1 protein-coding gene is annotated in these 1,143 nt (G+C 50.3%); it reads left to right on the forward strand.

Going from position 1 to position 1,143, the window contains the following annotated elements:
- Positions 1–2: 2 nt before the first annotated feature.
- The coding region (locus R7D93_RS25815; protein ID WP_318129623.1) for a magnesium transporter at positions 3–1,143 on the forward strand (1,141 nt) is incomplete at its 3' end.

The raw sequence follows: 1,143 nt of genomic DNA on the forward strand, positions 1-1,143 counted from the left end.
CGCTGGAAAACGGCCGCTTCGTCCCTGTTCGTCGTCAGCTTCAGGACATGGAAACTGAGGATATTGCTCACCTTTTAGAAGCATCCCCACGTAAAAGCCGTGAAGTTCTTTGGCAACTTACCGACCCCGAAGATTACGGTGAAATTCTTGACGAACTAAACGAAGACGTTAAAGACAGTCTTGTATCAAAAATGGCTCCCGAAGACCTTGCAGAGGCGACGGAAGGCATGGATACCGATGACGTAGCATACGTCCTACGTAGTTTGCCAGATGACCTTTCTCGTGAAGTTCTCTCCCAAATGGATTCAGCAGATCGTGCTCGCGTCGAGACGGCACTGTCTTATCCTGAAGACACCGCTGGTGGGTTGATGAACACGGACGTTATCACGATTCGTGGTGACGTTGATGTCGACGTAGTCCTGCGTTATCTGCGTATGAAGGGCGAGCTGCCTGAAGCCACCGATGCACTCTACGTGATTGATGACGAAAGCAAACTGATTGGCGAACTCCCAATCACGACACTTATTACGACCCAACCCGACGTAAAAATTATCGACGTCATGGAAGATGCTGACGATGCGATTACCGTTGACACCAGTGACTCAGACGTTGCTAGCCTGTTTGAACGTCGCAATTGGGTGTCAGCGCCCGTAGTGGATGAAAACCAGCACCTTGTCGGTCGTATCACCATCGATGACGTGGTTGATGTTATTCGTGAAGATGCCGAACACTCAATGATGAGTATGGCGGGTATGGACGATGACGAAGATACCTTCGCTCCCGTCTTCAAATCCGCGCGTAAACGAAGTGTTTGGCTCGGAGCCAATGTCCTAGCTGCATTAGCTGCTGCTTCGGTTTCCAACATGTTTGAAGCCACGCTGGACCAAATGGCGGCAATTGCGGTCTTGATGACCATCGTGCCATCCATGGGTGGTGTTGCAGGTAACCAAACCGTTGCACTGGTTATTCGTGGCCTTGCTTTAGGTCATATCGGTGATTCGAACAAACGTGAACTGTTGATGAAAGAAGCCGCAATCGGTTTGCTTAACGGCATCATGTGGGCGTTGATCATCGGTGGTATCGTTGTGGTTTGGAAAGGTAACTGGATGCTCGGAGGTATCATCTCTGCCGCCATGTTGACCA

This window comes from Vibrio sp. YT-15 (genome assembly GCF_033337445.1).
Lineage (GTDB): Bacteria > Pseudomonadota > Gammaproteobacteria > Enterobacterales > Vibrionaceae > Vibrio > Vibrio alginolyticus.